Origin of the sequence: Streptomyces sp. URMC 124, assembly GCF_051386455.1 — a bacterium.
GTDB lineage: Bacteria > Actinomycetota > Actinomycetes > Streptomycetales > Streptomycetaceae > Streptomyces.
The window spans coordinates 1-26,602 of sequence record NZ_JBPQTS010000106.1; the positions used below are offsets into that span (position 1 = coordinate 1).

At 71.9% G+C, this 26,602-nt stretch carries 16 protein-coding genes and 1 pseudogene; 9 read left to right on the plus strand and 8 right to left on the minus strand.

All coding sequences use genetic code 11. The features are described from left to right. Positions 1-201 precede the first annotated feature (201 nt). On the plus strand, positions 202-993 hold the full coding sequence (locus ACSNOG_RS21420; protein WP_436754296.1) for a phytanoyl-CoA dioxygenase family protein: 792 nt from the start codon (positions 202-204) through the stop codon (positions 991-993). Between the two features lie 1,608 nt (positions 994-2,601). Here the strand turns inward: ACSNOG_RS21420 and ACSNOG_RS21425 are convergent. Then, entirely contained in the window at positions 2,602-3,210 is a 609-nt protein-coding gene (locus ACSNOG_RS21425; RefSeq protein WP_436754297.1) for a hypothetical protein, read from the minus strand. Positions 3,211-3,542: 332 nt separating this feature from the next. Beyond that, entirely contained in the window at positions 3,543-3,815 is a 273-nt protein-coding gene (locus ACSNOG_RS21430) for a hypothetical protein (RefSeq protein WP_436754298.1), read from the minus strand. A gap of 284 nt (positions 3,816-4,099) precedes the next feature. Here ACSNOG_RS21430 and ACSNOG_RS21435 point away from each other — a divergent pair, with 284 nt between their 5' ends. Continuing rightward, positions 4,100-4,234 carry a hypothetical protein gene (locus ACSNOG_RS21435; RefSeq protein WP_436754299.1) on the plus strand — a complete coding sequence of 45 codons (135 nt, stop codon included), beginning with the start codon at positions 4,100-4,102 and terminating at the stop codon, positions 4,232-4,234. 550 nt (positions 4,235-4,784) lie between these two features. Here the strand turns inward: ACSNOG_RS21435 and ACSNOG_RS21440 are convergent. Further along, complete coding sequence (locus ACSNOG_RS21440) at positions 4,785-5,507, minus strand: dienelactone hydrolase family protein (protein ID WP_436754300.1); 723 nt, start codon at positions 5,505-5,507, stop codon at positions 4,785-4,787. A 269-nt stretch (positions 5,508-5,776) separates the two neighbouring features. Next, complete coding sequence (locus ACSNOG_RS21445; RefSeq protein ID WP_436754301.1) at positions 5,777-6,250, minus strand: hypothetical protein; 474 nt, start codon at positions 6,248-6,250, stop codon at positions 5,777-5,779. Between the two features lie 558 nt (positions 6,251-6,808). Here ACSNOG_RS21445 and ACSNOG_RS21450 point away from each other — a divergent pair. The 4 genes and pseudogenes from ACSNOG_RS21450 to ACSNOG_RS21465 all read left to right on the plus strand — a co-directional run bounded on the left by ACSNOG_RS21450 (position 6,809) and on the right by ACSNOG_RS21465 (position 10,998). Further along, the gene (locus ACSNOG_RS21450) at positions 6,809-7,867 is read left to right on the plus strand and encodes a hypothetical protein (protein WP_436754302.1); all 1,059 of its coding nucleotides are present in this window, start codon (positions 6,809-6,811) and stop codon (positions 7,865-7,867) included. Positions 7,868-8,022: 155 nt separating this feature from the next. Beyond that, a pseudogene (locus tag ACSNOG_RS21455) lies at positions 8,023-8,706 on the plus strand (type 1 glutamine amidotransferase domain-containing protein); the annotation flags it as partial. An 87-nt stretch (positions 8,707-8,793) separates the two neighbouring features. Then, complete coding sequence (locus ACSNOG_RS21460) at positions 8,794-10,116, plus strand: aldehyde dehydrogenase family protein (protein ID WP_436754311.1); 1,323 nt, start codon at positions 8,794-8,796, stop codon at positions 10,114-10,116. A gap of 120 nt (positions 10,117-10,236) precedes the next feature. Then, on the plus strand, positions 10,237-10,998 hold the full coding sequence (locus ACSNOG_RS21465) for a maleylpyruvate isomerase family mycothiol-dependent enzyme (RefSeq protein ID WP_436754303.1): 762 nt from the start codon (positions 10,237-10,239) through the stop codon (positions 10,996-10,998). 52 nt (positions 10,999-11,050) lie between these two features. On the opposite strand, the gene ACSNOG_RS21470 is transcribed toward ACSNOG_RS21465, so the two are convergent. Further along, entirely contained in the window at positions 11,051-12,241 is a 1,191-nt protein-coding gene (locus ACSNOG_RS21470; RefSeq protein WP_436754304.1) for an alginate lyase family protein, read from the minus strand. Positions 12,242-12,655: 414 nt separating this feature from the next. Between ACSNOG_RS21470 and ACSNOG_RS21475 the strand changes: the two genes are divergently transcribed. Then, positions 12,656-13,276, plus strand: coding sequence for a hypothetical protein (locus ACSNOG_RS21475; RefSeq protein ID WP_436754305.1), 621 nt, complete (start codon positions 12,656-12,658; stop codon positions 13,274-13,276). A gap of 37 nt (positions 13,277-13,313) precedes the next feature. On the opposite strand, the gene ACSNOG_RS21480 is transcribed toward ACSNOG_RS21475, so the two are convergent. Both ACSNOG_RS21480 and ACSNOG_RS21485 read right to left on the minus strand, forming a co-directional pair. After that, entirely contained in the window at positions 13,314-14,897 is a 1,584-nt protein-coding gene (locus tag ACSNOG_RS21480; RefSeq protein ID WP_436754306.1) for a GMC oxidoreductase, read from the minus strand. A 119-nt stretch (positions 14,898-15,016) separates the two neighbouring features. After that, positions 15,017-22,612, minus strand: coding sequence for an SDR family NAD(P)-dependent oxidoreductase (locus tag ACSNOG_RS21485; RefSeq protein ID WP_436754307.1), 7,596 nt, complete (start codon positions 22,610-22,612; stop codon positions 15,017-15,019). 320 nt (positions 22,613-22,932) lie between these two features. Between ACSNOG_RS21485 and ACSNOG_RS21490 the strand changes: the two genes are divergently transcribed. Next, positions 22,933-24,162, plus strand: a complete 1,230-nt coding sequence (locus ACSNOG_RS21490; RefSeq protein WP_436754308.1) for an SDR family oxidoreductase — start codon at positions 22,933-22,935, stop codon at positions 24,160-24,162. A 31-nt stretch (positions 24,163-24,193) separates the two neighbouring features. On the opposite strand, the gene ACSNOG_RS21495 is transcribed toward ACSNOG_RS21490, so the two are convergent. After that, complete coding sequence (locus ACSNOG_RS21495; protein WP_436754309.1) at positions 24,194-25,003, minus strand: thioesterase II family protein; 810 nt, start codon at positions 25,001-25,003, stop codon at positions 24,194-24,196. 325 nt (positions 25,004-25,328) lie between these two features. On the opposite strand from ACSNOG_RS21495, the gene ACSNOG_RS21500 reads away from it, so the two are divergent. Continuing rightward, positions 25,329-26,602: polyketide synthase (locus ACSNOG_RS21500; protein ID WP_436754310.1), on the plus strand; the 1,274-nt coding region annotated here is incomplete at its 3' end.

Here is a 26,602-nt window from a genome sequence, read left to right on the forward strand (position 1 = left end):
TGTGTATAAGAGACAGCCTCTGCCCCCAGCCGCCTCCCGGACAGGGGGCTGACGCGCCTCCGGCCGGCTCGGTGAGCCCGCAGAAGCTCACATCTGCTCATCGAATGCCTAGTAGGCAGGAAGGGGCCTCAGCGATCACCCGACAAAGGCGGTGCGGAGAATGTCGGGTGAACGGGACCGGTGCCGCCGCACGATGGGGGCATGGATGACACGACCTTGGTATCCCGCTTCCTCCGCGACGGCTTCGTGAAGCTGGAGGGCGCCGTCGCCCCGCGCGTGGCCGCGGACTGCGCGCAGTTGCTCTGGCGAGAGACGGGCTGCGACCCGGACGACCCCGCGACCTGGACGCAGCCCGTGCACTGGGTAGCCGGCATGGCGCAGGGGCCGTTCGCCGCCGCGCCCAACTCCCCGGCCCTGCACCGTGCGTACGACCTGCTCGTCGGCGCGGGACGCTGGGAGCCGCGCTACTCGCTGGGCACGTTCCCCCTGCGCTTCCCGCACGAGGAGAAGCCGGACGACGCGGGCTGGCACATCGAGGGGAGCTACTTGCCGGAGGGCGAGAGCTGGTACTTCACGAATCTGCGCTCCCGGGGCCGCGCGTTGCTGATGCTGTTCCTGTTCAGCGAGGTCGGCGAGGATGACGCCCCGACCCGCATCCGGGTCGGCTCACACCTCGATGTGCCGAAGGTACTGGAGAAGTACGGGGAAGAGGGGGCGAGCGGACTGGCCCTGGCACCTGAACTGGTGGCCGCCTCCGACCACCGGCCACTCGCCCTCGCCACCGGCTCGCCGGGCGACGTCTTCCTGTGCCATCCGTTCCTGGTGCACGCGGCACAACCGCACCACGGGGTGCGACCGCGCTTCATGGCTCAACCGCCGCTGATGCCGGCCGCGCCGTACGAACTGGAGCGGACCGACGGCACGTACTCACCCGTAGAGATCGCGATCCGCCGGGGCCTGGGACACGAGGTCGCGGCCACCAGACTTCCCTGACCGGGCAGTTCGGTCCTCGAATGCCGTGAGGTAGGTCATCACGAGGTGAAAGTCGCTTCGTAGCGGTCGTCGCGTCAGGGCGCGGATTGCGGTTCTGTCAGCATGAACGGTGATCAGCCCGGAGCGGAGCCTGTTCCATGTGTCACCTGGTCGAGGCAGGTGTGCATGGTGTGGTCGGGGTGCCGGTCGCGCAGCTGCCTGGTCGCCCCCGGCGAGGGTCGCGTCCGCCTCTCTGATCATCGCGTGCTCGACTGCCGGCTTCCCGGTCCGGCGCAAGTCGGCGTCCGCAGCCGGTTGATCGCTCAGGTACAGCCCGAGGACGTACTCAGCGGAGGCGAAGACAATGCAGGGCGGGAGTTCGACACTGATCCGGCCATGACTGTCGGTACCGGTGGTACAGGCAGGTCGGCATCTCGCGTCGCAGGGTGGGGCGACGGGGCCGACGCGAGCGGCCGGGCGGGCAATCAGTGGACGGTGGCGAGCCCGGTGGTCCGGCCGGTGTGCTCGGTGCCCAAGCGGGGCGTGGGGCCGACATGCCGACCACTCCCCCATGACACCCTCGGCCGATGGGCGTACACCTCACAGACCCTGGGCCGGGACGCAGTACGGCAAGCGGTCCCGGCTGCCGCCGGCCTCCCGTGCCGGTGCCTGGGTCGTTGCTCCAAGTTACTGGTGAGTCATCCTGCATCGAGGCTCGCCTCGCACGCCGCCGCCTGACTTCCTGGGAGCGCTGGGCTTCGGGTGCGCGCAACAGTGCCCGGTCGTACGACACGAGTGGGGCACGCTGCGAGAAGGCAAGTGCCTCCTGGGATTCCTGGGCCGCGTCTGCCTCCACGGGGCCCGGTCCCTGAATCCGCTTTGCTCTCGGCAGCCTGCAGTAGGGGGATGCCGTCATGACCAGACCCCGGGCCCGCCACCGAGCCACTCGATCTGTGTCGGATCGTCCAGCTGTACCGCGTCCGGATCCGCGCCCGCACGCCTCAGGAACACCAGAAGGTCAACGACGCTGTACGCCACGCCCAGGATCTCCGCCCCGAGCGTCACTCGCCGGCCACCCGACGGCGCCGGCGGGTGTACCACTATCCGCGCAAATCCGGACACGTACCCAGACTGCCCCCATCCCAGCATTGACGCATCCGGACACCGCCGACGGCTGCTCCCCGGCGGGCAACCGGGCCGCCAGCCACGCTGTGTCAGAGCCTGCAGCCCGCCCTCGCGCGATGCGCGCCTCACGCCTGGCGAACGTCACGCACCGAGCAGCACCTCGACGCGGTCACTGCCCGTGCGAAGCTGAGGCCCGGCCCCGGCACACCCGGTATCGCGGCGCCCACCCGACGCCGACGCTTTCGGCAGTCCTGCTGTCGGGGCAGGCGTCCAACGGGTGCCCGCGTGCCGAGCGGCCCGTCGTCACAGGAGTCACTCTCCAGCCGACCCAGCAGCGAGCCGTGCCGCTCGCACCGCACGGCACGGCACGGCACGAGGAGCGAGGGTGGGTGGCGTCCGCCGTGACGGTCATGCCGTCCCGTCCGGCTCCTGCGCCACGATGCCGCCGTACGCTGTCCACTGGCCCGGTGGCCGTTCCGTTGCGAGTGAGCCGGGCGCGGCCCTTTACGCCGTCGGCAGTTCCACGATGGTGGTGACGCGGACGAGCGCGGGCTGTGGGGGCACCGAGACGGGGCCGAAGCGCACGGCCGGTTCGACCCGCGCGATCGGCCCCAGGTCGGTGGTGTGCCAACGTGCCTGCCCGCCCGTGACCGGATGCAGGTCGCGGGCACCGTAGAAGGACCGGCGCCCGGACGGGGAGTCGCCCAAGGTGCGCAGGCCCGCTATCCGGGCGGGGAGGTCTGCGCAGCGGATCCACAGCGGGTGGGTGGCGGCTGCGGACGGCACGCAGCGCAGCAGCCGGCCGAGTGCGGTCCGGGGGCCGGTGGTGAAGCGCCAGCTCAACGGGCCGGCGGTCACTCTCCAGTGGGCGCCGGCCGCGTGCACCGTCACGGGCTGGATGTCCACCTGGTCGAAGACGTAGGTCGCGGCCACGAAATTCGCCACCTCCTCGGTGGGGGCCAGCAGCTGCCGTGCCCCGTCGGTGTGCTCGACCATGACGTCGCTGAACGGGCCGAACGGCGACTGCGGCCAGTGCCCGAGCACGAGGCGGGTCCCGGACGCCGTCCCGGCCCCGGCGATCCAGCCGTCGAAGCGTAGGCGTGGCCTCTTCATGGGGGTGTCCTCGCGGGGTTCTCGTCCACCGGGGGCCTCCCGTTCGGTGGTCGCCCTCGCAACGGCGGGAAAGGTGGACGCGCCCGCCCGGCGAGGTCAGGACGGGCGGGGCGGCGGGCCGACGTGCGGGCGGCGCCCCGGGCGCCGGGCCGCGTGGCGCTGACCGGGACCCGGGCCCGTGCGGGCGGCCAGGGCGTCCGCGACGGCTCCGGTGGCGAGGCGTACACCGCCTTGTGCAGCAGGTCGACGGCCGGTTCTCCGCGCGGCCACGTGGCGGGGGGGTGCGCCGACACCGGTGGCGTTCTCCAGGAGCTGGTCGTTGGTGAGCCGGACTATGGCGAACTGTACGGAGGACAGCGGGCCGCGCAGCCCGGCGCGGCCATCGCGGAGCGCAGCACGCCCAGTGCGACGCCCTGGCCGTAGTGCATGATCCGGTTCGCGTGGGCGGCGGTGCCGTCCCGTCCGGCCAGCCGGAGCAGCACCCGCCCGGGCGCATCCGAGCCCGGGCGGCCGACGCACCGCTGCTCGGCCTTCTCCGCCAGGGTCATCACCGCCACCCCGGCGGCCCCGGCGAGCAGCCCCTCCCGCACCACGCGTGTGCTCATGTCACCCCGGGTACCCGAGGTGACGCCGGGACATTCCCGCCGGACCGGATGGGTTCGATCCGGTTCGTGTCGGCTTGCGAATGCCGCCGCCGCATGAGCCTGGGTGGAGACGCTGGGCGAGGGAGAGCGGTGGCGGGCGAGCGGGTGACCACCTCCAGACGCTGGACGCAAGCACGATGCTGGTCTGCCGGATCGTGACCGGGACGGTCGTACATACGACGAAGGCGCTCGCGCTGTGCGTGGGGCCATCGTTGTCGGCCAGGTCGGCCCGCCACCGGCCATTCGTGTCGACGTCCATCCGGCCGGTGGAGGGGAAGGGCTCGTCGGTGACGAAGCCGCCGGAGGGCCGTCACCCGGCGGGGCAGTCGGCGAAGGCCATCGCGGTCCCGGCGCCGGGCACGGAGACCCGGGCGCCCTGATCCGGGTGTGCGACGCGGCGGTGCAGACCACGTAGGCGGTGGCCTGCTTGGGACGTCGGTGATATTGCCGCCCTTGATGGCCCAGGTGTTAGCGGATGCCGCCGTGTCAGAGATGAGGGACCCCCTGGCCGGTTGACCCGCCGCCACCACCGCTGGGCCGGTGCCCGAAGGACAGGGGACCAGATTGAGGTCAGGCGTCCCGCCGAGGCCGCGGAGCCCGACGACGGCCCCGGCGGGATGCTGAACGCCCCCGATGCGTACCTACTGCCGGCGGGCTGCCGGCCGCCAACCCGCTGGTGGTCGAGTCGGTCGCCTGTCCGGCGGCTGGAAGGTACGGGCCGAGTGCCTCACGGTGTGTGCCCAGCACAGGCCACGCCGGCGGCCGCGCACCCGCCAACGACCGCGACGGTACCGCCGATGGCCGGTACCGTCGCGGTCGGCGCGGTTGTGGGTCTGCCGGCCGCCGTCAGCCAGGAGTGCTGAGGTCTGTCCTCGTCGAGGGGCATCCTGGCTGCCGTCTACCGTCTGCTGCTTGCCGGGCGGCCCGGGCTCACTTCAGGTGCCGGCTGAGGAACCGGACCCCGTCCTCGAGCTCGAACCAGGGGGTACCGGTGTGCCCGCCCGGATTGGCGTGCAGCGTCTTCTCCTTGCTGCCGAATGCGTCGAACAGGTCCAAGGCCCGTTGCCGGGGGTTCCCTTCGTCGTCCCACTGCAGCAAGAACAGCAGCGGAATGGTGACCTGCCGGGCCTCCTCGCGCTGGGCGCGGGGCACGTAACCCCCCGCGAAGAAACCGGCGGCCGCGATGCGCGGCTCGGCCACCGCAAGGCGGATACCGAGTGCGGTCCACCCTCCCGAGTACCCGACCGGGCCGCTGACCTCGGGCAGCTCAAGGAGGGCGTCCAGGGTGGTCTGCCAGTCGGGGGCGGCCTTTTCGATCAGCGGGCCGATGAAGGACTCGAGGATGTCGTCGACCGGCTCGCCGGCCTGCATCGCCCGGCGGAGGTCTGCGCGGGCCTGTTCGTCGGCGGCGGAACGGGGCCGGTCGCCGCAGCCGGCGGCGTCGATGGTCGCCACCGCGTAGCCGCACGCCGCGGTGTACCGGGCACGGGCCACCAGCCGGGGGTCGTCCTTGGGCAGGCCGTTGTTGTGGGCCATGAGGATCAGCGGTGCAGGTGCGGACCCGGGCGTCCACAGGGTGCCGGGGATCTCGCCGAGGGTGAATTCGCGCTCGACGATGTCGTTGTCGAGCCGCTGCTCAGAAGCGAATTGCATGGTCGTACCTTTCGGGAGTGCTCATGAAACGGCGCTCCCGGACGACCTGCCTATCGCCCGACCGTGACCCCGGAGGGGAGCACCCATGTCGATACTGCGTTCACGGGTACCACCTCCTCGTTCTCTCGCACGGCCTTCGGAACAGTAGCAGCGGTCGGCGGGTTCCCCCAACGGGTTTTTGCGGAGGCTCCGCGGCCCGATGTCGCCTCACCACATAGGACATAGGACAGGCAAGTGGCAAGCTTGGAACGCGTTCCGGCCTCAAAGCTCTAGCGGCGCCCGCTCGCAGAAGCTCGCACCTGGGGCCGCGCGGCCAACGCGATCCCCGCCAACACCGCAGTGCAGGCCACCGATGCCGCTGCGGTCACCCGAACTCCCTGTGGCACGTCGTCTACTGCTTTGCGCTCTCCGTCCTCCATCACGCACACGGTGCGCAGGGTGAGGAACTGGACGTCATACCCCACCGCCCCCTTCACCTGAACCCGGCAGGGGTGGTTGTAGGGGAACGGAGCCGAGTCCGCTCCGCCGTCCTGCGCCACGGCCACGGTCGACATCAGATTGATGGCCCCCAGAGAGTAGGAGGCGGTAGTCGTGGCCGCGCAGGCAAAAGCGGCAGCAACGACCACACGACGCCACCCAGCCCAGCGGCCGTTCCCCGGCAGAGCCACTTTGAGGCACCGGAGCACGAAGAACATCACCAACGCGATGGCGGCAAGGAATGCCACCGGCATGAGAAGGATCATGACGGCCTTTCCTTCCTGAATTCGGCTGCTCTACTCACGGACATCCGGCCTGCATCCAACCGCATTTGGCGTCAACTACCGAGTTGATCACTGAGGTTGAGGGACTGCAGCAGCATCGGGCAGGCACGCCTCCGCCCCGGCGGAGATATCCGTCGGACGTGATCTCCGGCGTCTTGCCTGCTCGGCCCCCCTCACCCAGACGAATACCGTGAGGCCGTTTCGTATTGCGGTTGGCTTATCCGGCCGCCCGTTGCGCAGCGCAAGGCAGCGGAGGTCATGGCCGGGCCGCGGTCGCCGAAGAGGCAGGCAGGGCAAGCCCGGGCCGGAGGTCCCGGGCACGCCCCGGCCTCCCGTCGCCCGCGGGGTGCGATCTGCCGCAAGGCCGCCCGACGAGCAGCCGGCGCCCCGCCGTCAGGGATACTCCGGTGCCGGCGGCTCGTTGGACCCTGCATCATGTGGACCCTCGCCTTGAGAAAATACGCCGCGGCCGCCGCGCTCTCCGTGCTCTGCGCCTTGCTGCCCCCGGAACACGTTTCCGCCGCCGCACCACCACGTGTGGTGGACGCACGTCCCGCAGTCTCCCTCAACACGGCCTTCGGGGCGTACGCCGACCACGACCCGTCACCGCACCACTGGACCGGCGGGGACAGCACCTACTCCGTACCGACGCCGGCCGGTGAACTGTGGGTGTTCTCCGACACGTTCCTCGGCACGGTAAAGCCCGACGGGTCGCGCCCCCCCACCGTCGGGGACGGAGGAACGACCCCGTTCCTGAACAACAGCTTCGTGTTGTGGAGCGGGCGTGGCCCGCGCACCGTGACCGGCCGGGACCGGGCCGGGCAGCCCACGTCCCCGATGACCGGCTCGGACCACGCGTCCTGGTACTGGGCACGCGCGGGCATCCCCGACGGTCACGGCGTGAGCGTCGTCTACGCCCGCTACACGCGAACCGGAAGCGGCCCCCTGGACATCGCCTGGCGAGGCAACGCGCTGGCCAGGTTCCGCGCCGGTGCCTACAGCCGACCGGACTCCGTCACCCCGCTGCCGTCCTCCACCCGCACCGCGTGGGGCGCCTGGCTGGAACCGCAGGGCCGGTACACGTACATCTACGGAACCGAGCGCACTCCCGAAGGCCGCAGCCACGTGCGCCTCGCCCGGGTCGCCGGCCACGATCTGCGACGTCCCTGGCAGTACTGGACGACTCGCGGTGTCTGGTCCGGGCGTGAGGCGGACGCCGGCCGGCTGGCCGGTCCCGGAGGCCCGCTGTTCACCTCGGACGAGCTCAGCGTGGTGCGGCACGGATCCTGGTACGCGCTGGTGACCCAGCGAGCGGACGTGCCGTTCAGTGCCGAGACGCAGATCGCCTGGTCCCGCTCCCCCGGAGGCCCTTTCACCAAGCCCCGGACGGTGTACACGGCACCGGAAGCCGGGCCGAAGGGCACGTACCACAACGCGAACGTCATCGCCTACAACCCCCACGAGCATCCGGAACTCGAACGCGGTCGCCGTGACATCGTGCTCTCGTACAACGTCAACAGTCTCGCCCCGGCCGACGTCATCCACCGTGCCGGCATCTACCGGCCACGGTTCCTGCGCCTGACTCTCTCGCCGTATTGAACTGACCCGCGCCACCCCGCCCCGGGGCCTGCCGGCGCGGGCGGCGACAGGATTCAGTTGACAACGTCAACCATTGAGATTTACCTTCACCTCATTACTTGAGTGCATGAATCATCTATGCCCTTAAATTCTACTGCTCGCCCTCTGGAGCCGTCATGCCTTCCGCACTCCTCGTCGTCACCGGCACCGCCCACTGGACGCTGGCCGACGGCACCCTGCACCCGACCGGATTCTGGGCGGAAGAGCTCGCCGAGCCCCACCGGATCTTCCGTGAGGCGGGCTACCGGATCACCCTCGCGACACCCGGCGGCATCGCCGCCCCGGTCGACCCGGTCAGCCTGAGCGCCGACGCCAACGGCGGCCAGGAGCGGGCCGGCCGCCTCGCCGCCTACCTCGACGCCATCAGGGCCGAGCTCGGCGCCCCGGCGGCGCTGGAGGAGATCGACCCGGACGACTACGACCTGGTCTTCTACCCCGGCGGCCACGGCCCGATGGAGGACCTTGCCCGCGACTCCGCCTCCGGCCGGATCCTCACCCGCACGCTCGACTCGGGCAAGCCGCTCGCCCTGCTCTGCCATGCGCCCGCCGCGCTGCTCGCCGCCCGCCGCGACGACGGCAGCCGGCCGTTCGCCGGGTACCGGATGACCGCGTTCAGCAACGCCGAGGAAGCCGCGGCCGGCTTCGCCGACCGGGCCTGCTGGCTGCTCGAGGACCGCCTGAAGGAGCTCGGCGCCGAGTTCGTCGCCGCGGAGCCGTTCACCCCGCACATCGTCGTCGACCGCAACCTCTGCACGGGCCAGAACCCGGCCTCCTCGGCAGAGCTGGCCCACGCCCTGGTCGCCGCCGCGGCCACCGGCGGGTTCGCCGGTCGGGACTCCGCGCCGGATGCCGAACCGGATGCCGGACGGGATGGCGAGCCGGATGCCGTGCCGGATGCCGTGCCCGCCGCCGATCCGGCCGGCACGGTGGCCCGGCTGCGGGCCGGATTCGCCACCGGTCACACGAAGCCCCTGACCTGGCGGCTCGGCCAGTTGCAGGCACTGCGCACGCTGCTCACCGAACAGTCCGGCGTCCTCCTGGCGGCCCTCCGTGCCGACCTGGGCAAGGGCCCGCAAGAGGCCTATCGCACCGAGATCGGCTTCACCCTGAACGAGCTGGACCACACCGTCACGCACCTGGCGGAGTGGCTGGCTCCCCGGCCGGCCCCCGTTCCCGAGGCCTTTCGGCCGGCCGAAGCACGCGTGGTCCGTGACCCGCTCGGTGTGGTGCTGGTCATCGCGCCGTGGAACTATCCGCTGCAACTCGCACTGACCCCGCTGGTGGGGGCGCTGGCCGCGGGCAATGCGGTCGTGGTCAAGCCCAGCGAGCTGGCGCCGGCGACGTCGGCAGCCCTCGCCCGGCTGCTGCCGCGCTATCTCGACCCGCAGGCCGTGGCAGTCGTCGAAGGGGCCGTCGCGGAGACCACCGCGCTGCTGGAGGAGCGTTTCGACCACATCTTCTACACCGGCAACGGCACGGTCGGACGCATCGTGATGGCCGCGGCCGCCCGGAACCTGACTCCCGTGACCCTGGAGCTGGGCGGCAAGAGCCCCGTGGTGGTCGAGCCCGGCGTCGACCTGGAGGCCACGGCCCGACGGATCGTCCGCGGCAAGTTCCTCAACGCCGGTCAGACGTGCGTGGCACCCGACTACGTACTCGCCGTAGGCGACACCGCCACCGCGCTCGAAGAACACCTGGCCGCAGCCGTCCGCGCGCAGTACGGTCAGGACCCGTCGGCCGACGAGGAGTACGGACGGATCGTCAACGAACGGCACTTCGACCGGCTGACCGGGCTGCTGGGCGAGGGCCGCGTGGTCACCGGCGGGGTGCACGACCGGGCGAACCGCTACCTCGCCCCCACCGTGCTCGCGGACGTCTCTCCGCAGGCACCGGTCATGCAGGAAGAGATCTTCGGGCCCATCCTGCCGGTGATCGGCGTGCCCGACCTGGACGCCGCGATCGCCTTCATCAACGAGCGTGACAAGCCGCTCGCCTTGTACGCCTTCACCGACTCGCCGCGGACCAAGCAGCGGCTGGCCGACGAGACCTCCTCCGGCGCCCTGGCCTTCGGCCTGCCCGTCTCCCACCTGGCCGTCCCCGACCTGCCGTTCGGCGGTGTGGGCGAGAGCGGCATGGGCCGCTACCACGGCGAGTACTCCATCGAGACCTTCAGCCACACCAAGGCCGTACTCGACAAGCCACTGGCCTGACCGGCCGGCCCCCAGTCACCGGGCTCCGGGTATCCGGATGCCCGGAGCAACCGGGCACCCGAGCACCCGAGCACCCGAGCACCCGAGCACCCGAGCACCAACTCCAGAAGGGCACCTCACATGAACCCAGCCCAGCACGCCACGGCTGTCGCTGCCGAGACCGCCGGCTTCGTCGCCACGGTGAAGGGCGCCGACCCCGCCACCCCGGTACCGTCCTGCCCCGGCTGGACCCTGGCCGACCTGACGCGCCACACCGGCAGCGTGCACCGCTGGTTCGGCGTCCTGCTGAGCCGGCGCATCCAGCATCCGCCGACCAGCCGCGAGGTGGACCTGCACCTGCCCGAGCAGCCCGACGAGTATCCGGACTGGCTGGCCGCGGGTGCCGCGGAGGCCGCCCGGGTGATCGCCGCCACCGACCCGGACGCGCCCATGTGGGCCTGGGGACTCGACCAGCACGCCCGTTTCTGGGTCCGCCGCATGCTCTTCGAGACGCTGGTGCACCGGGCGGATGCCGAGCTCGCCCTCGGGATCTCGCCGCACATCGACCGCGCCCTGGCGGTGGACGGCATCGACGAGTTCCTCACCAACCTGCCGTTCGCCTCCTTCTTCGCGCCCGGGACCGCCGAACTGCGCGGCCCTCACCGGACCGTCCGCTTCGACTGCACGGACGGCGACGACGACTGGCTGATCCACCTGCGCCCCGACGGCTTCGGGCCAGTGACCGGCGACGAGCGGTCCCGCACGGCGGGCGCCACGGTCCGGGGCACGGCCGCGAACCTGCTCCTGCTCCTCTACGGCCGCCTGGACCGCAACAGCGACACCTTCCAGCTGCTCGGCGACCAGGATCTGATCGCCCACTGGTTCACTCACTCGGCCTTCTGACACTCGGCCGTGGCCACTCCGGTCGGTGTCGGCGTCGGCGTCGGCGGCAGGTTCAGCGGTTCTTCGTGTGGGTCAGGGCCTCCCAGGCGACGAACAGGTCGTCCGTACCCACTCGCCGCAGCCGCTGGGCGGCCCGCTGGGCCTGGGGCATCGCGATGTGCCGCCGGGTACCGAAGTGGTTGAGAGCCACCGCGGTGTCCGGCCCCATCCAGGGGTCCACGTGGCCGCCGCACAGCCAGTGCGGCACACGGGCACCCAGCTGGTAGCGGGCATGCAGGGTGAGCGCTGCCCGCATCCGGTTGCCGACCTCGCCGTAGAGGTCGAGGCCCTGGTGCCAGGCCGTCTCCGCGATATGGGCGGTGGCCGCGAGGGAGTAGCCGATATGGGTGAAGTTCCGGCAGGTCTCCTGGCCCAGGCCACTGACGAACCTCCGCTGACCGAACCAGTACTCCCTGACCCGCGCGGGGGTGGTGATGTGGCTGCCCGGCGGGCGCTTGGGCACAGGGCCGTCGGACCGGAGGTAGAAGTAGGCCGGGACACGGGCACGGAACCTGCGCACTGCCCGGTTGAAACCGCGCCGGTCGTCGAGGAAGACCGAGATGCCGATCGCGGCATCGGTCATGACCAGGTCCCAGTTGCCGTTGTAGTCCGGGACGGGGGCGGTCACCTCAGGGAGGTAGACCGTGCGCAGCATGCCGGCGAACCGCCGCACGCGGCTGTGCGGCCAGCCGCTGCGGGTATGGCGCATGATCTCCGCGGCCCGCGCCCAGGAACTGCCCGCCCACGCCGTTTGCAGTCCCGCGTTGCCCTCGGTGTGGTCCCTGATCACACCGGACCAGGCGTCCATGATCTCTGCGGCCTTCCGGGCGTGGGCACGGTTACGGGTGACGTACCACAGCAGCGCGTGGGTGTAGGCGGCGATCGCGTCCTGGCGCTCCTCGACGCAGCCGTAGCCCGGCCGGTCGCCCGGCGGGCACTCCACCACCTCCACGGGCCTGGCGTAATAGCCGAGCGAGGCGTAACGGCTGCGACGCATCACCGCGAACGACGACCGCCACTGCCCGCCGGACCTGACCCGCTTACGCAAGCGATCAAGCTGGGCCTTGCTCACCACCACCCCCGGGTGCCTGAACCCCCTTACAGGCCCACCCCGCACGGGCAGTCCACGCGCGGGGGCGGACTGCCGCACCACCGGCCCCGGCCCACCGGCGGCCTCCGCCGGTACCAGCAGCGACGTCACCATCACGAGCAGAGCAACTGTCAGAGCCGTCCAGCGAGACCACAGCCTGACGCCATTACCGCATAGTCCCGGCACCACACACCTCCACACCACAACGCAACACAACAGCACGCCTCACCCACACCCATCGACCCGGGCGCATACCATCCACGTGCCGGCAGCCTGCATACGTTTCATCCGCCACTGGGAACACAGCCAGCCATGCCCGAACCTGGCACCGGTACAACAAACTGAGTGCCAGTCAGCCCAACGACCACACCCGCACAGCCCACACCGGACTGTCGGCGCCCTTGATACGGCTGTCGTCCGTTGGAGTGGCGGCCCCCGCCTGGGCCGCGCGCGGGAAGGCCCGGCAGCCTCGCGGAGAGAAGGCGCAGGTTCCCGTGTCGTCCCGTCCGTGCAGCCGTTGTTCCGGGTATGAACATCGCATCTATCGTCCCTCCGGCCCCGCGGCTCCGGTACTCCCGCGCTCTCACGCTCGCCCTCGGGGCCGGGGCCGCCCTCGCGCTGTCCCTTCCCTGCGCGCCCTCCCACGGCGCGGTGTCCGCGGACGTGGCCGCGGTGGAAACATGTGAGGTGCGTAGCGGTGGCGAGCAGGCCGCCGAGGAGCTCAAGCGGTGTGGCCGGGTCTCCTTCGACGCGCTCTTCGCCCGGGCTTCTGCGGGGCGGATGCCCTACGGGCCCATGCGCGGGCAGGTGCTGCGGTGCAGCGCGTGCGGGCTGCCGGCCGCCGACCCGGCGTTCGGGCTACTGGCCGGTGCGGTGTGGCACGGCAAGGTCTTCCGCACCGACGGGCGCGGGGGGCACCTGTACCAGAACGTCGGTCCCGGTCTGCAGGTGATCCGGGGCGAGGTCGGCTATGCCGCCTATCCGGATGACGGTCGCGAGGCCATCCGCGTCGTCCATCCGCAGGACACGGGCGGGCTGGTCACCGACTGGCTGCGCGAGGTACGGCCGGGCGTGTACGCGGGGGTGGCGACCCTGACCGAGCCCGGACTCCAGCCCTGGCGCTTCGCGGACTTCGTGCTCTACCGCTGACACGCTGCTCGGGGTGTCGGTGTGTCGGTGCCCGGCTTCACCCCCCTGCCGCGATGATTCCCGCGACGGCCCGTTCCGCGATGGCGGCAATGGTCAAGGAAGGGTTGGCGCCCCCGACGTTTCCCGGCAGCAGCGATCCGTCCATCACGTACAAACCCTTGCAGCCCTTGACGCGGCCGTAGAGATCCGTGGAACGGCCGATGACGCAACCGCCCACGGGGTGGCCGGTGAAGGGGTACAGATTGTTGACCGTCACCGGCAGGCTCCCCGGGTTGGCCTCGATGACCCGGGTGCTGAAGGCGAGCGTGGCCCGGGCCGCGGCTGCCGACTTCTCTCTCGTCCAGTCCGCCAGCACCACCCGGCGGCTCGCCGGGTCGTACCGGAAGGTCCCCCGGTGGTCGGTGTCCACCGTCAGGGCGAACGTGGCGGTCGCCGGCAGGGAGGCGGAGCCGGACAGGACCCAGTTCTCGACGCGCAGCGGCAGGCCGAAGCCGGTGGGGAGGAAGGCGGTGGACGCGCAGGGAGCGCCCTGGACGGGGCCGATGGGCTCCAGGGGCTGGGAGCGCAGGTTCGCCTGGTCCCCGTTGTCCCCGAATCCGGTTCCGACGGTGTCCGGCAGGTCCGGCAGGCGGCCTTCCTCGCGGGCGGCCACCAGGAGCCGGTTGGTGTTGAGGGTGCCGGCGGCAAGGAAGAGCATGTCGCAGGTGTACTCGGTGGTGCCCAGGTCCGCACCGTGCTCGTCCAGCCTCCGGACGACGGCGGAGTACGTGCCGTCGCGTCGGCGGCCGACGGACCGCACCTCGTGCAGGGCGCGCAGTTGCACGCGTCCGGTCGCCAGGGCAGCGGGGAGGTAGGTGCGGGTGAGGTCCCTCTTCGCCCCGTTGCCGCAGCCGAAGTCCGACTCGCCGATGGTCGCCGAGGGCTGGATGGTGTGGGCGAGTTCCCGCCGGATGACTTCCCAGTCGAATGTCGAGTCGACGGGACGGGTCCTCATCCGGGCGTTGGCCAGCTGCCGGTCCCACAGCCGGGAGTGGGTGAAGGGCGCGGAGTCGTAGACGTCCCTCGGCATCGGTGCGGCACCCAGCATGGCGCGTACGGCGGGGTACCACGTCCGGGCGAGCTCGTCGTAGGGAAGGCCCGGCGGGTAGAGCCTCTCGAAGTACCGCCGGGGCGGGGCGACGGTCACTCCGGTGTAGACGACCGAGCCGCCACCGACGGCCGCTCCGCACGCGATGTCCAGGTGGCGTTCCTGGGAGACTTCCACGACGCCGGGCCCCGGCCTGATCGGCACCGGGAGCATGGTGGGCCATCGGGTCAGGTGCCGGAACCAGAACATCGTGTCGGTGATCCGGGTGGACGAGCCGAACAGGGGGCGGGCCGGGAGCGTCGGCCACTCCCGGCCCCGTTCCAGGACCAGGGTGTCCACTCCGGCCCGTCCCAGGCGCAGCGCCGTGACCGAGCCGCCGAAGCCCGATCCGATCACCAGGGCGCGGAAGTGCGTACGCGATGCCGCCGCGGCGAACGCCCGGCTGCCCGGGCGGCCGAGGACGGCGGCGGTGACGCCGGCGAGCGCCCCCTTGGCCGCCAGTCCCAGCACTTCCCTGCGGTGCGGCTCGAGCACGAGTCCTCCTCATCCTCCTGATCCGGCTCGTCGGACGGGGTGGCTTCGGCCTGTGGTTCCGTCGTCGTTCGGACGTTGTTCCATCGTCGTTCCGTTGTCGTTCCGTCGTCGTTCCGTCGTCATTGCGCAGGAGCTTGCGAGGTTACCCGCGGCGCCGGAAGCGGTGTGGGAGCAGCGCTTTCCCGGCCCTGTCCGTCCAGGCCCAGGCCCAGGCGCAGGTGGACGAGTTGCGCGAGGTCCGCGATGGTGCCGTTGCTGCGCAGCAGTTCCATCGGGGGGATGTCGACGCCGAAGCGCCGGCGCAGCGAGAGCAGGAGCTCAGCCCCCATCAGGGAGTCCATGCCGTACTCGTCGAGCCGGCGGTGGTGGTCGAGCTGCCCGGGATCCATGTGCAGGACCTCTGCGATCAGCTTGGCCAGGTTGTCGGCGACGAAGGCCAGTGCCTCTTCCGCGGGCATCCGGCCCACGGTGCGGAGCAGCTCCTCCACGCTGAGGCCGCCGTTCGTGGCCCTGGGCGGGGCCAGGTCCTGCAGGCGGGCCCGGCCGAACAGCGCCAGCAAGGACGCGGCCCGTGCGAAGTCGATGCGCGCGACGAGAGCGACGTCGGCGTGATCGGCGAGCAGCTCGCGGCCGGCGGTGCACGCCTCGGCCGGGCTGATCGGTTCGGCTCCCAGCGTCCGGAGCGAGTCCTCCAGACCGTGGCGCACGACGTAGCCGGTTTCGCTGATGGATCCCCAGGCGATGGCGGTCGCGGGGGCTCCTTCCTGGTGACGACGGCGTGCCAGGGCTTCGAGGTAGAGGTTGCCCGCGACGTACGGTGTCTGCCGGACTCCCCCGTACGTGGCGCTCAGGGAGGAGTACAGCAGGAACAGATCGCACTCCCGGTCCTGCATGAGCAGGTCCAGGACTGCGGCTCCGCCCGCCTTCGGGGCCAGGACGGCGGCGAAGCGTTCGGGGTCCAGTTCGGTGAGGAGGTCGTCGTCGAGGTGCATGGCGCAGTGCACCGCGCCGCGCAGCGGATGCCCGCCGAGGTCGATGTCCCGCACGACGGCGCGCATGGCCTCGGGGTCCGTGGCGTCGGCCGCGTACGCGGTGGCGACGACGCCGCGACCGGCGAGGCGGGTGAGGACGCCTGCGGCTTCGGGGGCTTGCGCGCCGCGCCGGCTGACCAGTGCCAGGTGACGGGCGCCGAGCTCGGCGAGCCACTCGGCGGTGGCGGCGCCGAAGCCGGTCGTTCCCCCGGTGACGAGGTAGGTGCCGTCCGGGTTCAGCCGGAAGGGGCGCGGACGCGGCTCGACGAGCGGGGGCGCGTCCAGCGGGTCGAAGGTGACGACGACCTTCCCGATGTGACGGGAGTGCTGGAGCAGCCGGAAGGCCTCCTCGACGCGGGCGGCCGGGTAGACGCTGTGCGGGAGGGGGTGGAAGGTGCTGTCGAGGAGGTAGCCGTTGACCTCGGAAATCAGCTCGTCGATCTGCCGGGGGGCGTCCATGATTTTCGTGAGGTCCACGCCGAAGAACGCGATGTTGTTGGAGAAGGGGTGCAGACGCAGGGGTTTGTTCTCGTGGATGTCGCGCTTGCCGAGTTCGACGAAGCGCCCTCCGGGGCGCAGGAGTTCCAGGCTGCGGGCGATCGCCTCGCCCGCGAGGGAGTTGAGGACGACGTCCACGCCCTTGCCGCCCGTGATCTCCTCGATCCGGTGGGCGAAATCGAGGGTGCGGGAGTCGAGGACGTGCTCGACGCCCAGGCGGCGCAGGAACGTGCGCTTGAAGTCGGTCCCCGCCGTGGCGATCACCCGGGCCCCGCGGGCCTTGGCGTACTGGAGTGCTGCGAGACCGACCCCGCCGGCCGCACCGTGCACCAGCACCGTCTCGCCCGGTCGGAGACGGGCGAGCGTCGCCAGCCCGTAGTGGACCGTGGCGAAGGCGACGGGCATGGTGGCCGCCTCGGTGAAGGTCATGTGGTCCGGGATGGGCCGGAAGCTCCGGGCGTCGCTGACCGTGTGGGAGGACAGGGAGTCGGGCGCCAGCCCGACCACGCGGTCGCCGGGACGGAGTCCGCTCACTTCGGGGCCGCAGGCGGTGACGACACCGGCGCATTCGAACCCCAGGCCCGCGTGGCCGCGGGCATCGGTGTGCTCGGCGGGCAGCAACCCGACGACCTGCATGATGTCGCGGTAGTTCAGCGCGGCGGCCCGCACCTCGACGGTCACTTCTCCGGGGCCCGGTTCGGGTTTCCCGGTCTCTTCCCAGGCGAGCCGGTAGGCCAGGCCGGGGTTGCGCAGGCGCAGGGCGAAGGACTCGGTGCCGCCGGCCGGACGGGCAGCGGGCCGCTCCCTCTGGCGGGGGACGAACCTGCCCCGGGCCGTCAGGACGATCTCGTCCTCGTCGGTGGGCTCCAGGAGTTCGCGCACCAGGCGCCGCGCAGCGGCCGCAACGTCCTCGGAGCGCTCGGGCCGGGGCAGGCTGATGCGCCGGGAGTCCAGGTCCGGCTCCTCGTTGAAGAGGCAGCGCGCCACTCCCCAGGGGATGGAGTCGGCCACGTCGGTGATCTCACCGGGTGAGGGGACGGCCCCGGTGGGTCCCGTCACCAGCCACAGCTCGGTGCGCAGGCCGTGCGCAAGGCGCCGGCGGGCCTCCGCGAGCGAACGCAGCGTCTGTGCGCGCCGGGTGCCCCTGGCCACCAGCTCTGCGGGGTCACTCTGCGGGGCGTGGCCGAGAACGAGCACGACGGAGACCGTCAGGCACGGGCGGTCGGGCCCGGTGGAGGCGTCCTCGAAGGCAAGGAGCGCCTCCCAGTCCCGGTCGGCCGGGCCGGTGCCGTCGGAAACCGTGCGAACGGGGCCGCTGCCATGGCCGTTCAGTACCTCCGCCACGGCGTGCACCAGGGGTTCCTCGTCCGGGGTTTCGCCGACGACGACGTACGCGGTGTCCGCCCGCGCTGCCGGCAGCGGCGGCTCTTGCGCGGGCGAGTCGCCGGCGACGGCGGCGAGGATGACGGAGAACTCGTCACGGCCCGGCGGCCTGTCGTCACCGGTCTGCACGACCTCGGTGAATCCGCACCGGGCCAGCAGGGCCGGCCACGCGTCGCGCGGCAGGAGCACACAATGCGGGCGCAGAGAGGTGTCGGTGTTGCCGTAGAAACTGTCCAGGGCTCCGAAGAACGGCATCAGGAGCTCGGGGTCGTGGGACTCGGTCGCCAGCAGCATCCCTCCGGGCGCCAGCAGCGTGGCGAGGTTGCGCAGGGCAGCGTCCAGGTCCTTCGCCGTGTGCAGGGAGTTGGCCGCCACCACCAGGTCGAAGCCGCCTGCGGGAAAGCCCTGGCCGGTGGCGTCCCTGTCCAGGTCGAAGGTCTCGTAGTGGACGAAGTCGTACGCTTCGAAGCGCTTCTGGGCGCGGGAGAAGAAGAAGGGCGAGATGTCGCTGAAGCAGTAGCGCGTGCGGTCCGGTGGCAGCAGCGGCAGGAGGGCGGCGGTGGCCCCGCCGGTGCCGGCGCCGACCTCCAGGACGCGCAGGGGGCGGTCGCGGGGCCAGCGGTGGGCGATCTCGCGCAGGAGCGCCTGCGCGGGTCGGTGGATGCGACTGACGGGAGCGATGTCGTAGAGCTGCTCCAGGGCTCTGGCGACCGGGTCCCGGACCAGGATTTCCATGGCGTCCTCGGTGCCGCGCAGCACGTCGGCGATGTGCTCCAGCTGATAGATGGCCAGGGACGCCTCGGTGATGTAGGCGGGCCACTTCGTCAGGCAGCGCTCGTGGAAGGCGCCGACGTCCGGCAGTGGCGTGGACAGCCGCCAGCGCTCCTCGCCCGCGGCCGCCACCAGGCCGTGATCTCGCAGCAGGGGAAGAACAAGGGCAAGCATGCGGCGGTGGCGTTCCTGCACTCCGTTGTCGACGAGGTCTTCGGCGCCGAAGGGCTCGTTCGGATCGGGCAGCATGCCGGCGATGACGGTCGCGAGGCACACCGCCGTCGCCTTCTTGAAGTCGAGGGCGTAGTCGCCCACCTCCCGCCAGCCCGCGACGGCCTCGGCGATCCGGTGGCGCGCTGCCTCCTCAATGCGCCGCGGGGAGGGGAGGGGGCTCGGCGCGCAGGGCGTCTCGGGGTGCGGCGCGGCGCGCAGCACGGTGTGGTGCGTGGTCACGGGGAGGCGGTGGGGGGCTGCGAGGCGCCGCAGGCGGCAGCCGTCGAGCTGCGCCGTGACCGTCCCGTCCTCGTCCATGAGGACGATGTCCCAGCACACTTCGTTGCCGACGTGGCTGCGTTCCCGAACCCACACGAGCCCTGAGGCGGCCGGCGCGCTCCACACGCGTACCGCGGCGATCGCAGCGGGCAGGTAGGCGTGGCCGTCCGACACGTAACGGGCCAGCAGGGGCGCCCCGGCCTGCAGGGCGCCGTCGAGCACCGCCGGGTGTGCGGTGTACGGCTCGCCCGGGGCGTCGTGGTGGTAGGCGGCGAGGACCTCCCCGTCGCCGACACCAAGGCGGCGCAGGACACGGAACCCGGGCCCGTACGTCAGGCCTGCCGCCGCACACGCGGCGTAGTGCTCCTCGGCCTCCAGCGGATGCGGGCACCGTGCGCGCAGGGCTCCGACGTCGAGGGGTGCGGGCCGGTTCCGCAGCAGGGTCCGTACCTGCGCCCGGGCGTGCAGGCGGGGTGCTGCGCCGGCGCCGTCGGTGCTGGTGATGGTCACCGCGCCGTCGTCCGGGCTGAGGGACACCTGGGTGTGTACGCGGGCGGCGTCCGGCCAGGGCACGACCAGCGCGTTGACGATGTCGAGGTGTTCGGCCTCCACCGGCCCGCCCAGCACGGCCCGGCCGGCGGCCAGGGCCGTCTCCGCGAAGCCGGTGGCGGGCATGAGGACCGAACCGGCGACCCGGTGGTCGGGCAGCCACGGCAGCAGGACGGGTTCGACGGCTCCTTCCCAGACCGGTAGCGGCGCGGGCATCCGTTCGCCGAGCAAGGGGTGTTCGATCGTGCCGCTGCCGCTCGAGTGCACCCAGGACTGAGGGGTGCCGTTCCAGTGGCGTTCGCGCTGCCAGGGGTATGCGGGCAGGTCCACGACCCGGCCGGAGCGCGGGAAGTACCGGTCCCGGTCAAGGGCGGCGCCTGCGGCGATCACGGCGGCCGACGTGGCGGAAAGGGCCGCCGGCCCGTCGCCGTCGCGGCGCAGGGTCGCCAGGACGGCCGCGGTCTGCCGCGGGCGGGAGGCGGCGCAGCGCCGCAGGTAGGTGCCGAGGGCGGGGTGGGGGCCGATCTCCACGAGTACGTCCGCGCCGTCCTCCATCGCCCGGTCGACCGCCTCGGCGAATCGTACGGGCCGGCGTACGTTGTGCCACCAGTACTGCGCGCCCAGGTCCGTACCGCTCGCCCGTGCTCCGGTGACGGTGGAGTACAGGGGGACGGTCAGCGGGGAGGGAGCGAGGCCGGCCAGGTGGGCGGTGAGGCGTTCCTCCTGGCCGTCCATGGACCGGCTGTGGAAGGCGTAGTCGAGGCCGAGGTCGCGGAAGAACACGTCGCGCCGTTGCAGGTCCTCGCCGAGGGCGGCCAGGGCCGTGGCGTCACCCGAGACCGTGACGTCGTGGGGGCTGTTGAGCCCGGCGATCTCCAGCCGGCCGTCGTAGGGGGACAGCGCGTCCGTGGCCTGCCGGGGGGACAGGCCGACCGCGGCCATCCGCCCGGAACCGGCCGTGGCCGCCTGTGCCGCGCTGCGCTCGGCGATCACCTGTGCCGCCTGGGGCAGGGTCAGTGCGCCGGCGGTGTGGGCTGCGGCCACCTCGCCGACGCTGTGGCCGAGTACGGATGCCGGTTCGATGCCTCGCGCCCGCAGGACGGCCACCACACCGAGCTGCAGGGCGAACAGCAGCGGTTGTGCGATCTCGGTGGCCGACAGCCGCCACTGACCGGGCGGGGCGGCCATCGCCTCGGTCACGGACCAGCCCAGGTGAGCGGTCAGTTCGGCGTCCACCGAGGCCATCGTGGAGCGGAAGACCTCGTCCCGGGCGAGGAGGTCCGCGCCCATGCCCGCCCACTGGGAGCCGTTGCCGGTGAAGACGAAGGCGACGCGGCCGCTCGTAACTGCTTCGGCCTGCGCGCCGGCTGCGGGCGGCAACGGCAGCGGGTGTTCTTCGGGTGTGGTGGCGACCGTGGTCGCGGCATCTCCGCTGTCTCCGGCGAGTGCGGCGAACCGGTGGGCGGCTTCGGCCGGGGTACGGGCCAGAACGACGGCGCGGTGGCCGTGCTTGCCCCGGCGCAGGCAGGAGGTGAAGGCGATGTCGTAGAGCTCCTCGTCGGCGGCATGGGACAGCCGCTCCGCGATGCTCGCCGCCGCCTGCTTCAGCGCCTCGCCGGTGCGCGCCGACACCAGCACGGGCAGCCCCTCCGGCGGTGGTGGGCAGTGGTCCGCATCCCGAAGCGGTGGTGCGGGGGCCAGGATCGCATGGGCGTTGGTGCCGCCGAACCCGTACGAGCTGACGCCCACGACGGGGCGCTCGACGCCCGGCAGGGCGCGGTGCTCAGTGGTCAGCGTCAGGCCCAGACCGGTGAAGTCGATGTCCGGGTGCGGCGGATCGGCGTGCAGGGACGCCGGTGCCGTGCGGTGTTCGAGGACGAGCAGGGCCTTGCACAATCCCGCCATGCCCGAGGCGGGTTCGAGGTGCCCGAGGGTGGACTTGACCGACCCGATGGGAAGTTCGCCCGAGACCCGGCGCATGCCCAGCGCCCGGCCGATGGCCATGGCCTCCAGCGGGTCCCCGACCGGGGTGCCGGTGCCGTGGGCCTCGAAGTACACGAGCTCGTCCGGCCGTACTCCGGCTTCCGCGTAGAGCCGGCGCAGCAGGTCCTCCTGCGCCTGCGGGTTGGGCAAGGCCAGCCCCATGGTCCGTCCGTCGCTGTTGACCCCGCTGCCGAGGATGACCGCGCGGACGCGGTCGCCGTCGGCGAGGGCGTCCCGCAGGCGTTTGAGGAGCACGACCGCGCCGCCCTCCGCTCGTACGAACCCGTCGGCCCGGGCGGAGAACGAGGCGCACCTGCCTCGTGGCGAGAGCATCGACGCCTGCGAGAACCCGACGTAGTGGTAGGGGCTGAGCAGGACGTTGGCGCCGCCGCACACGGCCGTGCGGCTGGTGCCCTCCCGGAGGGTGCGGCAGGCGCGGTCCAAGGCGACGAGCGACGAGGAGCAGGCCGTGTCGATGGACATGCTGGGGCCGTGCAGGTCGAAGGCGTGGGAGATGCGGTTGGCGGCGATGGATGCCGCGGCGCCCGACATGGTGTAGGCGTTGACGGAGCGCAGCATGGACATCTGCAGGGCGCCGTAAGAGGTGTCGGAGATGCCGACGTAGACGGCGGTGTCGGACCCGGTGAGCGACGAGGGGTCGACCGCCGCGTCGTCGACGGCTTCAGCGGTGAGCTCCAGCAGCAGGCGATGCTGCGGGTCCATGTGTTCCGCTTCCTTCGGCGAGATCCCGAAGTAGGCTGCGTCGAATCCGGCGATGTCCTCCAGGAAGCCGCCGGCGTGGGTGTAGCTCTTGCCCGGCCGGGGTGTTGCGGTGTCGACGAACCGGTCGGTGTCGAAGCGGTCCCGGGGGACCCGGCCGACCAGGTCCCTGCCCTGCATCAGTGCGGTCCACAACTGGTCGAGCCGGCAGATGCCGCCCGGCAGGCGGCAGGCCACCCCCACGATGGCGATCGCTCGGTCGGCGCCGGGTGCCTCGTCTGCGCTCATACGCGCGCCCTCCCCGTGGTCCGGTGGCGGAAGCCTTCGGTTGCCCTCGCGTCTTCGGGTGATTCGGGTGAGCGGACACCGTAGCGAAATGATCCATGCGGTGAAAATACGGAAAAGCTCTCATTTCGGATATTGATCTTATCGTCACTCAAAATGCTGAACGCCCCACCAAGCGAACGCGATGCCCGTATCGAGTGACAGCAGCGGAGTGACGTCGATGCGCTCCCGGATGGGGGTAGCCTCCCCACCCGCCCTCTCGGGTCACCAAGCACCTCTCCCCAGCGGGGAGTTCACGCCCTCGAAACCCGAAGGACACCTCGATGGCCGTACTGCTCACCGGAGCGACCGGCTTTCTCGGCTGCCGCATCCTCCGCGCCCTGCTCGCCGACGGGGCCGCCCGGCCCGACGAGCCCGTTCACGTCCTGGGCCGCGGCACTCCTCAGGAGCTGCGCGCCCGCGTCGAAGCCGCCGTCTCCTGGCCGGAGCCCCCTCCGCCCGGCCCCGACGCGCTCCGCCGGCTGCGCTGTTTCACTGCCGACCTCACCCGGCCCGGGCTGGGCCTGACACCGGACGAGCGCGCGCAGATCACGGACGACCTCAGGACGGTCTGGCACTGCGGCGCTCTCCTCAGCCTCCAAGCCGACCCGGTCACCCTCTACCGAACGAACGTCCTGGGCACGGACGGCGTGCTGGAACTCGTCAACGACGCCCCTGCCGCACACGTGCTCCATGTCAGCACGGCCTTCGTCGCCGGCCGGCGGCGCAGCGGGCACGTCCGCGAGGACGACCTCGACGACGCGGAGGGCTTCCACATCCCCTACGAGGAGACCAAACACACCGCCGAGCGTCTGATCCACGCCTGGTGCCGCCGCACCGGCCGAACCGCCACCATTCTGCGCCCGAGCCTGCTCATCACCGACCGACGGGTCCCCGACGGACTCCCCGAACAGCCCCTGGACATCCTCGCCCGTCTCGTCGAGAACGCGCTGCGCACTGATGCCCTCGGCACCGGCGGGGCCCGGATCCTGCGCGGCGAAGCCCACGGCACCGCCATGACCGTGCGCGTCCCCGGCGAACCCGCGGGCGCCCTCAACCTCGTCCAGGCCGATTACGCGGTCAGCGCCATGATGCGGGTCATGGAACAGCGCACTGCCGCGAGCACCGGCAGGGACAGCGACACCGACACCGACACCGACACCGACACCGACACCGACAGCAATTCGCCCTGCGATTCCCACGTCAACTCCCCTGTGTGCACCGTCCATGTCACCCACCCGCACAACACTCCGATCGCCCTGGTCCGGTCCGCCTTGGAGGCGCGCTTCCCCGGCCTGACCCTGGAGATCACGCCGGCGGTCCCCTCCCCCACGCCGATGGAAGCCGGGGTCATCGCCAGCACCGCCCACCTGTCCGCCTACACGACCCAGAACCGCACCTATGACCGAACCCACCTCCTGCGCGCCGTAGGAGACCTGCCCGACCCCTCGCCGATCGACAGGGCCTACTTGTTGCGTGCTCTGACGCCGCCGGAGGCGCAGCCCTCCGAGTGAGGGGCGATGACTGCCCCGCCCCGCGGCCCGGTCAGGCGAGGAGGCTGTGGAGCGACCGGGTGATGGCCGTGACGGCCGCCGGAATGCTGAGGTGGTGATGGCTCACGGGCAGGGTGCGGTGGGCGAGAGGGTGGCGCGTCATGGCTTGCCAGCGCCCGGCGGCGGCCGCCGGGATGATGGCGTCGTCGCGGGCGCTCCACACGGTGATCGGGTAGTCCAGCGGCCGGGGCGAGGGGCCGTAGTCGTACGCGTCGACGAGGGCGAGGTCGTGGCGGAGTGCGCGGAGGGCCGCCTGCCGCTCCCTGGGCCTGTCATCGCGGGGGAAGGGGATGGCGAGCGCGCGGGCGAGGCCGGCCAGGGCCGTGTCGTCCATGGCCCGGATCCCCAGGTCGATGCCGGCGTATTCGGGAGGTGCAAGGGCCGCGGAGGCGTGGAGGGCCAGGGCGGGGCGGCGGCGCAGGGTGAGCTGCCAGGCGGTCTCGTAGCCGACCGCAGCCCCCATGCTGTGCCCGAACAGCACGAGCGGCTCCTGGACGTGGTGCGCGACCCGCTCCGCGAGCGCCGCCCCGAGCAGGTCGCTGCTTGGGGAGCCATCGGTCGAGGCATCAGCCGACGCATGGGTCGACCCCTCGGTCGACGCATCAGTGGCGGTCGCGGCCCGGTCGCGCCCGGAGTACTGGGCGGCCAGCACCCGGAACCGCGGGACGAGATGGCGCGGCCACAGCGCGAAGTCACGGGCGCCGCCGCCCGCGCCGGGCAACAGGAGTGCCGCCAGGTCGGCGCCCGCGCCCGTCCCCTCCGGGGAGAGGTCCCACAGCAGCCCGTCACCCAGTGCTCTCACGCCCCCTGCTCCTCACCGCAGCCCGTCCCGGCCCCGCTCGCCCTTCCTCGTCCTTCCTCGCCCTTCCTCGTTCTTCCATGTCCTTGCCTTCCGAATCACCTCCTGCCTCCCGGATTTCGCTCAGCGGGGCGTCAGCAGGATGGCGCCGCCGCTGCCCCTCCCGGGCATATGAGCAGACCATCGGACCCGCCTGAGGGCTTATCACTCTTTCGGGCTCTCGGCGGGAGCGCCGATTTTTCCCGGCGGGCAGGGAAGGCTTCTGTTGGCAGTTCGGTGATACCCGGGGGGAAGCATGGGGCGTTCGGAGGCCGGGAGCGGACGCGAGGTGGCGATCACGGGGGTCGGGTGCCGCCTCCCCGGCGGCCTTGACGGTCTGGACGCCCTGTGGGCCGCCCTCCTGCAGGGACGGGACCTGGTCACGCGCATGCCCGCCGAGCGCTTCGACGCCGACGCCTTCACCGCCGCCGACCCCCGCCGTCCGGGGCGGACCTGCTCAGCGGCGGCCGGTGTGCTCGATGACCTCGCTGCCTTCGATGCCGAGTACTTCTCCCTCTCTCCGCGCGAAGCCGCCCGCATGGACCCGCAACAGCGGCTGCTTCTGGAGCTGGCGGCAGAGGCCGTGGACGATGCCGGCCTCGACCCGGCCGCCCTGGCCGGCACCGGCACGGGCGTGTTCGTCGGGGTGTCCAACAACTCCTACGGAAACCTCCAGTTCAGCCGGCTGGAGACCGTCGACCGGCACACCATGACCGGCATCGCGAGCGGCAACACCGCGGGCCGGCTGTCCCACGTCCTCGACCTGCGCGGCCCCAGCATGGCCGTGGACACCGCCTGCTCCTCTAGCCTGGTCGCCCTCCACCAGGCGTGCGCCTACCTCGGAGCGGGCGGGGAGGCCGCTCTCGCCGCCGGTGTCAACGTCCTCGTCGGCCCCCACGAGTTCATCGGCTTCTCCAAGGCGTCCATGCTCTCGCCCACGGGCCGCTGCCGCGCCTTCTCCGCGGATGCCGACGGCTTCGTACGTGCCGAGGGCGGCATCGTCCTCGTCCTCAAGCCGCTCGCCCGCGCCCTCGCCGACGGCGACCGCGTCCACGCCGTCATCGTCGCCACCGGCACCAACAGCGACGGCCGCACCCCCGGCCTCGCCCAGCCCAGCGCCGCGGCCCAAGCCGCGCTGCTGCGCCAGGTGTACGACCGGGCGGCCCTCGACCCCCGCGAGCTGCTCTACGTGGAGGCCCACGGCACCGGGACGCCCGTGGGCGATCCGCTGGAGTGCGAGGCCGTCTCCGCGGCGCTGGCGGGGCGGCGGCGGCCCGGGCAGCCGCTGCCGATCGGCTCGGTCAAGACCAACCTCGGCCACCTGGAGTCCGCCTCCGGGCTCGCCGGTCTCCTCAAAGCCCTCCTCGTCCTGCGTCACCGGGTCGTCCCTGCCTCCCTGTACGGTCACCCGGCCAACCCGGCCATCGACTTCACCCGGCTCCGGCTGGCCCCCGTGCTCACCGCCACGCCCTTGGCCACGGCCTCGGGCGGGCTGGCCGGTGTCAACTCCTTCGGCTTCGGCGGCTCCAACGCCCACGCCGTCCTCGCGCCCGCCCCCACCCC

Coding starts and splice junctions, on each gene's coding strand:
- ACSNOG_RS21485 (WP_436754307.1), bottom strand. CDS start 22,612: ATGAGCGCAGACGAGGCACCCGGCGCCGACCGAGCGATCGCCATCGTG.
- ACSNOG_RS21440 (WP_436754300.1), bottom strand. CDS start 5,507: ATGCAATTCGCTTCTGAGCAGCGGCTCGACAACGACATCGTCGAGCGC.
- ACSNOG_RS21430 (WP_436754298.1), bottom strand. CDS start 3,815: ATGAGCACACGCGTGGTGCGGGAGGGGCTGCTCGCCGGGGCCGCCGGG.
- ACSNOG_RS21470 (WP_436754304.1), bottom strand. CDS start 12,241: ATGGTGACGTCGCTGCTGGTACCGGCGGAGGCCGCCGGTGGGCCGGGG.
- ACSNOG_RS21490 (WP_436754308.1), top strand. CDS start 22,933: ATGGCCGTACTGCTCACCGGAGCGACCGGCTTTCTCGGCTGCCGCATC.
- ACSNOG_RS21425 (WP_436754297.1), bottom strand. CDS start 3,210: ATGAAGAGGCCACGCCTACGCTTCGACGGCTGGATCGCCGGGGCCGGG.
- ACSNOG_RS21445 (WP_436754301.1), bottom strand. CDS start 6,250: ATGATCCTTCTCATGCCGGTGGCATTCCTTGCCGCCATCGCGTTGGTG.
- ACSNOG_RS21420 (WP_436754296.1), top strand. CDS start 202: ATGGATGACACGACCTTGGTATCCCGCTTCCTCCGCGACGGCTTCGTG.
- ACSNOG_RS21465 (WP_436754303.1), top strand. CDS start 10,237: ATGAACCCAGCCCAGCACGCCACGGCTGTCGCTGCCGAGACCGCCGGC.
- ACSNOG_RS21475 (WP_436754305.1), top strand. CDS start 12,656: ATGAACATCGCATCTATCGTCCCTCCGGCCCCGCGGCTCCGGTACTCC.